6 protein-coding genes and 3 pseudogenes are annotated in these 8,876 nt (G+C 56.1%); 7 read left to right on the plus strand and 2 right to left on the minus strand.

From position 1 onward, the window contains the following. Nucleotides 1-13 precede the first annotated feature (13 nt). The gene (locus ACSZO1_RS02980; protein WP_437609378.1) at nt 14-982 is read right to left on the minus strand and encodes a TRAP transporter substrate-binding protein; all 969 of its coding nucleotides are present in this window, start codon (nt 980-982) and stop codon (nt 14-16) included. Nucleotides 983-1,359: 377 nt separating this feature from the next. On the opposite strand from ACSZO1_RS02980, the gene exbB reads away from it, so the two are divergent. Continuing rightward, a complete protein-coding gene (gene exbB, locus ACSZO1_RS02985; protein ID WP_437609380.1) occupies nt 1,360-2,079 on the plus strand; it encodes a tol-pal system-associated acyl-CoA thioesterase in 720 nt (239 codons plus the stop codon). A 5-nt stretch (nt 2,080-2,084) separates the two neighbouring features. Then, nucleotides 2,085-2,507, plus strand: a complete 423-nt coding sequence (gene exbD, locus ACSZO1_RS02990) for a TonB system transport protein ExbD (protein ID WP_437609381.1) — start codon at nt 2,085-2,087, stop codon at nt 2,505-2,507. Nucleotides 2,508-2,635: 128 nt separating this feature from the next. Here exbD and ACSZO1_RS02995 read toward each other — a convergent pair whose 3' ends face one another. Then, a complete protein-coding gene (locus ACSZO1_RS02995; RefSeq protein WP_437609383.1) occupies nt 2,636-4,699 on the minus strand; it encodes an EAL domain-containing protein in 2,064 nt (687 codons plus the stop codon). Between the two features lie 171 nt (nt 4,700-4,870). Between ACSZO1_RS02995 and ACSZO1_RS03000 the strand changes: the two are divergent. The 5 genes and pseudogenes from ACSZO1_RS03000 to ACSZO1_RS03020 all read left to right on the plus strand — a co-directional run. Beyond that, nucleotides 4,871-5,824: pseudogene (locus ACSZO1_RS03000) on the plus strand (ShlB/FhaC/HecB family hemolysin secretion/activation protein); the annotation flags it as partial. 17 nt (nt 5,825-5,841) lie between these two features. Then, nucleotides 5,842-7,160, plus strand: a pseudogene (locus tag ACSZO1_RS03005) (filamentous hemagglutinin N-terminal domain-containing protein); the annotation flags it as partial. A 39-nt stretch (nt 7,161-7,199) separates the two neighbouring features. Further along, nucleotides 7,200-8,159, plus strand: a complete 960-nt coding sequence (locus ACSZO1_RS03010) for a hypothetical protein (protein ID WP_437609389.1) — start codon at nt 7,200-7,202, stop codon at nt 8,157-8,159. A gap of 102 nt (nt 8,160-8,261) precedes the next feature. After that, nucleotides 8,262-8,657, plus strand: a complete 396-nt coding sequence (locus ACSZO1_RS03015) for a hypothetical protein (protein WP_437609385.1) — start codon at nt 8,262-8,264, stop codon at nt 8,655-8,657. A 48-nt stretch (nt 8,658-8,705) separates the two neighbouring features. Further along, nucleotides 8,706-8,801: pseudogene (locus ACSZO1_RS03020) on the plus strand (IS5/IS1182 family transposase); the annotation flags it as partial. Nucleotides 8,802-8,876: the final 75 nt, after the last annotated feature.

Raw genomic sequence — 8,876 nt, forward strand, 5'->3', positions numbered from 1 at the left:
CGGCCGCTCCTGTTTACTGCACGTCAGCAATGGCTTGCATCAGCTGCTGATGTTTTGCCGCGTAGCGGTCGCGCACTGACTGAGTGGCTTCGATATACGCCGTTTTGTCGATCTGATGGAACTGCACTCCGCCTGCTTTCATCTTGTCGATCGACTGCTGGTTGTACGTGGCCCACAGCTGGCGCTGCTCCGCCTGTGCTTCTTTCGCCAGTTGCAGGATCAGCTGTTGATCCTCTTTACTCAGCTTGTCCCATTTCACTTTTGAGTAGAGAAACAGCTCAGGAATAATGAAGTGACCGCTGAGGGTGTAGTTCTTCACCACCGGCAGATAGTTGTGGGCGATAAAGGTCGGCGGGTTATTCTCTGTGCCGTCGATCACGCCGGTCTGCATGCCGCTGAATACTTCGCTGACCCCCATTGGCACCGCATTGGCGCCCATCGCTTTCAGGGTATCAATCGCCACCGGGCTGCCCTGGACGCGAATCTTCATGCCATGCAGATCTTCTGCTTTCAGTACCGGTTTTTTGGTGATCAGATTACGTGTACCGCCATCCATCCAGCCGAGAAACACCAGTTTTGAGTTGGGGTTGCTGGTGATCTTGTCGCCAATCTCCTGACCAATTTTGCCGTCCAGCACCTTATGCATATGGTCTTCGTCACGGAACACATAGGGCAGGGTAAAGACTTCGATTTCCGGCAGGATCGCGGCGACCGGGGCCATCGACACGCGGATCATATCAATCGCGCCTACCTGCGCCTGCTCGATCATCTGTTTTTCATCACCCAATACGCCACTGGGGAAAACTTTAATTTCCAGCCGGTTATCGGTTCTTTTCGCCAGTTTTTCGCCCATATGCTCCACGGCGACAACGTTAGGGTAACCTTTCGGGTGGACATCGGCCGCGCGAATGGTCGCGGCATGCAGAGGGGCTGACAGGACGCTCAACAAACTTAAACTGAGTACAGTGCGGATTACATTCATCTCAGGCTCCAGAGTTGCGGTCATTGTTAGAATAATGCGGATAAAAAATAGCCTGAAAAATAAGCAGCTGCGGTGAAGGGACTCACAGTTTTGTAACGTAATGAAATGGAGTTTGCTAATTTATAAAACATCATTTCATAAGTGTGATGCAGGTCGGCTGTTGACCATGACGTTATTGGGGTGGGTGAGACCGGGCAAAAAAGCAGGCGCGAACAGTGTAAATACTAATGAGAACTACTATCAATTCAGCGCTAATTTGATATGATCGTCGATTCTTCCGTCTGTCCAGACTAATAAGCGTGGCTAACGTTTCATGCGCGCGGAGGATAGACGTTGTTAATCAGGGTTGGAGACACAGCGTGGTAACCACTAATTTGATGCAAACAGACCTGTCTGTTTGGGGTATGTATGAACATGCCGACATCGTCGTTAAAGCGGTAATGATTGGACTGCTTCTGGCATCCGTCATCACCTGGGCGATTTTCTTTAGCAAAAGCGCAGAACTGCTGTCGGCAAAACGCCGTCTGAAACGTGAACAGCAGGCGCTGGCTACGGTGCGCTCGCTGAACGAAGCGGCAGAAAGCACCAAAACCTTCAAAGCGAACAGCCTCAGTACGCTGCTGGTGAAAGAAGCGCTGAACGAGCTGGAGCTCTCCGCCGGATCGGACGATAACGACGGCATTAAAGAACGTACCGGTTTCCGCCTTGAGCGTCGCGTTGCGGCATTCAGTCGTCATGCGGGCCGCGGTAACGGTTACCTGGCGACCATCGGCGCCATCGCCCCCTTCGTCGGCCTGTTCGGTACGGTATGGGGCATCATGAACAGCTTTATCGGTATCGCAAAAACCCAGACCACCAACCTGGCGGTGGTTGCGCCGGGTATCGCCGAAGCACTGCTGGCGACCGCGATTGGTCTGGTGGCCGCGATTCCTGCGGTGGTTATCTACAACGTCTTTGCCCGTATGATCGCTGGTTACAAAGCCTCACTGGGTGATGTGGCGGCGCAGGTTCTGCTGCTGCAGAGCCGCGATCTGGATCTGGCGAACAGCCAGCAGGCGCATCAGACTGCTGCGGCGCACAAACTGCGGGTAGGTTAAGCGCCATGGCGATGCGATTAAACGAAGATCTCGACAGCAACGGTGAAATGCATGAAATCAACGTCACGCCGTTTATCGACGTGATGCTGGTGCTGCTGATCATCTTTATGGTGGCTGCGCCGCTGGCGACAGTGGATGTCCGCGTTAATCTGCCTGCATCAACCAGCGCGCCACAGCCGCGTCCGGAAAAACCGGTTTATCTGTCAATTAAAGAAGATAAGCAGCTGTTTATCGGCAATGAAGCGGTGACCAAAGAGAATCTGGTCGAGGTGCTGAACAGTCAGACGGAAGGGAAAAAAGACACCACGATTTTCTTCCAGGCGGATAAGACTGTCGATTATGAAACGCTGATGAGCGTGATGGATTCACTGCGCCAGGCGGGTTATCTGAAGATTGGTTTGATGGGCATGGAAAGCGCAGCGCGATAAACTCGCTCGCTTTTTTAAGCCCCTTCCCCCGCAAGCGGGGGAAGGCTGGGATGGGGGAACAGTAAGCACTGTGCCACTGACTCCCCTCCCTGGCCCTCCCCCACTGCGTGGGGGAGGGGAATCGTACACTACTGCTCCTGCTTTGGCTCCCCGCTAACATACTCCTGCAACTCATCCACCTTCTCCGGCGGTATTGGCCGACCCAACAGATAGCCCTGTAACGAGTTACAACCGAGGTCAGTCAGAAACGCCTGCTGATCGCGTGTTTCCACCCCTTCGGCCACCACTTTCAGGTTCAGCGACTGCGCCAGCGCGACAATCGCGGACACGATAGTGGCGTCTTCCGTCTCTTTCTGCAGCTCATTGACAAACGCACGGTCGATTTTCAGTTCACTGGCCGGTAAACGCTTCAGATACAGCAGACTGGAGTAGCCGGTGCCGAAATCATCAATGGAAGCTTTGACTCCCAGTTCCGTCAGCTCAGTCAGAATACGCACGCTCTCATCAGGATTGCGCATCGCGGTGGTTTCTGTCACTTCCAGCGTCAGCAGCTCCGCCGGGATATGATGGGTATTCAGCGCGCTGACCACCGTCTCCACCAGACCACTCTGCTCGAACTGCAGGGCGGACAGATTGACCGCGACTGACCAGTGGCTGTGTCCCTGCAGATGCCATATCCGCAACTGGCGACAGGCTTCATCAATCACCCAGTTACCGATATTAATGATCAAGCCGGTCTTTTCCGCCAGTGGCAGAAATACATCCGGGCTCAGCAAGCCACGGCGTGGATGCTGCCAGCGCAGCAGGGCTTCGAAACCGAGAATCGGCCCGTGAGGGGCGCAATATTTCGGCTGGTAGAACAGACGCAGTTCCTTGTGCTCCAGCGCCAGCCAGAGATCGTTAATCAACTGCAGCTGGTTCTGGGCGATGGTATTCATCGACGGCTGGAAAAAGTTATAGCCGTTACGCCCGTTATTTTTGGTGTGATACATCGCTGCATCAGCATTAAACAGTAACTCACGTTCATCGGCGCCATCGCCCGGGAATACGGCGATGCTAATACTGAGTGAGACGATCAGTTCGTAGCGCGAAATCTCGAAAGGGTCGGCGATGGCTTTCACCAGCGCATTGGCGACGGTCGCGGCATCATTAGGATCATCAATTTCGATCAGCAGGACAAACTCATCACCGCCCAGACGCGCCAGCGTGTAGTGCCCCTCAATTCTGGCGGTCATGCGTTCCGTCACCGCCACCAGCAGGCTGTCGCCAATATGATGCCCAAAAGCGTCATTGACGGCTTTAAAGCCGTCCAGGTCCATAAACATCAGGGCAAATTGCGAGTCTTCGCGCGTGGCTTTATTAATCGCCTGCTCGAGGCGGTCTTCCAGCAGAATACGGTTAGGCAGGCGGGTGAGATTATCATGCAGCGCCAGCTGGGCCAGTTCACGATTGGCTTCCGCCAGCGAGGAGGCGAGGATCGATGTACGCGCCTGCAAGCGTGCATCCAGCATCGACACCAGCAGCGTAATACCGAGTATCGCCAGCGTCACCACCATCACCAGCACGGCCAGCCAGTTACTGTCGACACTGTCGACCGCATAGTGGCTGCTGTGGCTGCCCATCGGGAAGCTGGCTGCCGCCATGCCGGTATAGTGCATCCCGGCGATGGCGATGCCCATAATGGCCGCTGCGCCGATACGCAGCCAGGCTTTATGGCCGGTTTCATGGCGCAGTTTAAAGGCCAGCCACAGCGCGGCACCTGAGGCGACCAGGGCAATCACGACCGAGCAGGCCACCCAGAAGCTGTCCCAGATAATGCCCGGCTCGAAGATGAGTGCCGCCATGCCGGTGTAGTGCATCGCTACCACGCCACTGCCCATCACGATAGCACCGACGCATAATCTGGATACCGGCAATTCGCCTTTGCAGACAATCCACAGGGCAAATACGGATGCGGCGATGGCAATGACCATCGATAACGCGGTAAGCGGCGAGCTGTAGCTCATCAGCATAGGCAGGTTCATCGCCAGCATACCGATAAAGTGCATCGACCAGATGCCGATACCCATCGCGAAACCGCCGCCAAACAGCCAGACGACGGCTGCTTTACCGCTGCTGTTGCTGACACGTCCTGCCATATCAAGCGCAGTATAGGAAGCAAGGATGGCAACAATAATCGAAACGATGACCATGAGATGATCGTATGAACTAAGGAAGGTGCGATTTAATCATTCAAAGTTCTGTTCATGACTACAATGATTGCCGTTCATCTATCGTTTTCAGTGTTTTGGGCGGTTCTTTGTTCATTTACCATACGATGACAGGACGAAAAAATGGTTCCCATCGAATTAATCGCACCTTCCTTAAGCGGTTCGCTGATCGCCAATAATCCGCTTGGGCTGGCGGATAAATGGTTTCTCAGCAATAGCCGCAGTAGCGCATTTTCTCACTCGCGCGATTCGCGCAGCCTGCAGGCGGGCGTCAGCATCCCGTGGGGGTATGGCTTACTGGATTACAGCTACAGCCGCAGCGACTATCGCAGCACCATCGATAATCAGGGTTTTCTCTGGCTGTCGCGCGGCGACAGCACCAACCATCGCCTGACCGGTAACTGGGTGGTGTTTCGCAATGGTGATATCAAAACCGGCCTGATGGCGGGCCTCAGCCATTACAACAGCCATAACTTCCTCAATGACGCTCTGTTGCAGAGCAGCAGCCGTAAGCTGAGCAGCCTGCAATTGGGTATCACCCATACGCAAAAAGTGGCGGGCGGCGTCGCAACCTTTAACCCGACCTTCAGCCGCGGCATAGACTGGTTTGATGCGGAAAGTGATGAGGGTAAAAACGGCGAACTGCCGAAAGCGCAGTTCCGTAAATGGAGCCTGAGCGCCAGTTTCCAGCGTCCGTTCTCAGACGACCTGTGGTGGCTGAGCAGCCTGTATGGGCAGTGGTCGCCCGATCGGCTGTATGGCAGTGAACGGTTAACGCTGGGCGGCGACAGCTCTGTGCGTGGCTTTAAAGAGCAATATCTTTCCGGCGATATCGGCGGATATCTGCGTAACGAACTCAACTACACCCTGTTTACCCTGCCCGTCATCGGTCAGGTCAATGCGCTGCTGGCGCTGGATGGTGGCTGGCTGAGGCAGGATCAGTACGACGAATTTGCTTCCGGCACCCTGTGGGGGGGCGCACTGGGGCTCAGCACCGCTAATCGTTACGTGGCGACGCAGTTAACGCTGGGCACACCACTGAAATACCCCGACTGGCTTGGGCCGGATCATCTGACCGTTTATTACCGCGTTTCACTCGTCTTTTAACCGGCAAGGCAAAGATTATGGACAATCGACTTCATCCGCTGCTGCCGGCGATTTCCGCCACCATTAATCCGGTGACCAGCGGCACCGGCATGGATAAAGCCGCCAACGGCGTGCCGGTGATGAATATCGCGAAACCGAACAGCGCCGGGATTTCCCATAATCAGTTCAGAGATTACAACGTCGGTAAAGAAGGTCTCATTCTCAATAACGCCACCGGGCAGCTCAACAAAACCCAGCTCGGCGGCTATATCCAGAACAACCCCAATCTCACCGCCGGACGCGAAGCGAAAGGCATTATCAACGAAGTCACCGGCGGCAGCCGTTCGCAGCTGCAGGGCTATACCGAAGTGGCGGGGAAAGCCGCCAATGTCATTGTCGCTAACCCGTACGGCATCACCTGCAGCGGCTGCGGCTTTATCAACACGCCGAATGCCACCCTGACCACCGGTAAGCCGGTGTTTGATGCGAAAGGTAATTTACAGTCGCTGGACGTGACCAAAGGCACCATCACCGTGGAAGGTCAGGGGCTGGACGCCAGCCAGAGCGATGCCCTATCGATTATCTCCCGCGCCACCGAGGTGAATGCGGCGATTCATGCCAAAGACCTGAAGGTGGTGGCGGGGGCGAACCGCGTCGGTTCTGACGGCAGTGTTTCTGCGATTGACGGCGAAGGTGACGCCCCGGTGGTGGCGGTGGATACCGGCGCGCTGGGCGGGATGTATGCCAACCGTATTCACCTGGTGTCGGGCGAGAAGGGCGTCGGGGTGAACCTCGGCAACCTGAACGCGCGTCAGGGCGATATCACGCTGGATGCGAACGGTAAGCTGGTGCTGAACAGCAGCCTGAGCAGCGGCGCGCTGACGGCGAAGGCGGAGAGCGCTGAACTCGGTGGCGATAACAAGGCTGCAGGCAGCGCAACTGTCAGTGCACAAAAAGGTATCGCGCTGAACGGCGGCTCACTGGTGAGTGACAAATCGGTGGCGCTGGACGGCGGTGAGCGGGTGCAGCTGACGGGTGCGACAGTGACGGCGGGGGAAGATATCCGCCTCACAGGTTCTGAACTGACGCTGGACAAAACAGCACCGCAGATGCGGCGGGTGATATTGGCCTGACGGCAAAAACCGGCATCGCCAGCCTGAATACGCAGGTCGCAGCGGCAGATGCTGACAGCCCGGTGGTGCGGAGCAAGGTGAATAACGCCGGACAACTTACAGCCGGGAAAAATATCACGCTGGATGCCGACGCTGCTGACAACAGCGGTTCACTGGTGGCGAAAGGCACGCTGAAGGGCACGGCAAAACAGCTGACCAGCAGCGGAAAGCTGGTGGGCGACACGCTGGAAGTGGACGCCGGGACGCTGGATAACCGCGGCGATATGCTGGCGGGGCAGAAACTGAAGGTGGCGGCGAACACGGTACAGCAAAGCGGCACGGTGAGCGCGAAGGGCAGCGCGGCTATCACCGCACGTGACAGCCTGGTGAACAGGGCGGGCGGCAGTATCAGCAGTGATAACGGCCTGACGATAAAGACGGCGCAGCTGACGAATAAGGGCACGCTGTCTGCTGCACAGCTGGGGCTGGAGAGTGACGCCATCACTAATGCCGGACTGATGCAGGGCACGCAGTCGCTAAGCCTGCTCAGTAACAGTCTGGATAATCAGGCTCAGGGATTGTTGTTGTCGGATGAAGAGATGCAGTTATCTGCTGCGCAACTCGATAATGCCGGACAGCTGGTTGCAGGAAAGTTAACACTCACGGGCGATCTGCTGAATAACAGTGGAAAAGTACGGGGCGGCTCCTTACTGGATGTGCAGACGAAGACGCTGAACAACCTCTCTGGCAGCGTGATGCTGAGCGGCGTGAAGGCTGAGATCAGTGCTGATACCCTGAGCAATCACGGCCAGATACAGGCTGATGAACTGACGTTAAATGCTCAGACCTTCACGAATGAGGGGGAGTGGACAGCAAAAAATCTGCAGATAACCGGTGGATCGCTTGATAACAACGGCACCGTCAACGGTGTCGACAGCCTGACGGCGCAGCTGACGGGAAAACTGACCCAGCAGCAGAACAAAACCCTGCAGAGCGGTGGCCTGCTGACACTGGGTGCAAAAGAATTTGATAACCACGGGCGGATTCAGGGCAGTACGCTGCAGCTGAATGGCGATACGCTGAGCAACAGCGGCTGGCTGCAGGCAACCAGCCTGATCCTGAATGTAGCAAAAGCAGGCAATACCGGCACCCTGCTGGCGGAGCAGCAGGCGACGCTGACGGGCGACACACTCACCAGCAGCGGTACGATTCAGGCGAATACCCTGACCGCTGATTATCAGTAACTGACTAACAGCGGCACGCTGCTCGGCAGCAGTGACCTGACCCTCACCGGCGGACAGATTACGCAGGAAGCGGCAGGGAAACTGTTCAGCGGCGGCAACCTGGTGCTGACCGGCAACGGCTTCGACCAACTGGGTCAGGTGGTGGCGCTGGGCAATGCGACGCTGAAACTGGCAGACAGCCTGACCTCCGGTGGCACAATAGCTGCCGGAAAAACACTGGATATCACCACGGGCGGAGCGCTGAACAATAACGGCACCCTGCAGGGCGAAACGGTGGCGCTGAAAGCCACGGGCGCACTGACGAACGGCGGCGAAATCACCGGCGGCAGCGGTGACCTGACCCTGAGCGGTAATAGCATCACCAGCAGCGGTTCAGTGCAGGGCGGTGGTGATGTGAACTTCACCAGCAACCGCGATATCACCCTGAACGGTTTTACCGGCGCGGGCGGCAATATCACGCTGAATGCGCCGGGCACCCTTCTGGAAGGTGCGATTTAATCGTCAATTATGAGAACATAACCCTTTCTTTGACATAGACTTTTCACGATGCCCGCTCTTGCCAGCTATTCCTCCCGCAAAAAACAGTTCCTCGACCGTATGGAGGTTCTCGTCCCATGGCACGATATCGCTGATATGCTGCTCGCGAATTCAGATAATAAGTGCAACGCTTGGTCATGTGGATGGAGGGACGGTTAGCTACCGATAAGCTATCCTGCT

Source organism: Erwinia sp. V71 (assembly GCF_965644245.1).
GTDB lineage: Bacteria > Pseudomonadota > Gammaproteobacteria > Enterobacterales > Enterobacteriaceae > Erwinia.

Excerpts from the sequence above, each read along its gene's own strand:
- ACSZO1_RS02980 (WP_437609378.1), bottom strand. The coding sequence starts at position 982 with ATGAATGTAATCCGCACTGTACTCAGTTTAAGTTTGTTGAGCGTCCTG.
- exbD (WP_437609381.1), top strand. The coding sequence starts at position 2,085 with ATGGCGATGCGATTAAACGAAGATCTCGACAGCAACGGTGAAATGCAT.
- ACSZO1_RS02995 (WP_437609383.1), bottom strand. The coding sequence starts at position 4,699 with ATGGTCATCGTTTCGATTATTGTTGCCATCCTTGCTTCCTATACTGCG.
- ACSZO1_RS03010 (WP_437609389.1), top strand. The coding sequence starts at position 7,200 with ATGCTGGCGGGGCAGAAACTGAAGGTGGCGGCGAACACGGTACAGCAA.
- exbB (WP_437609380.1), top strand. The coding sequence starts at position 1,360 with ATGCAAACAGACCTGTCTGTTTGGGGTATGTATGAACATGCCGACATC.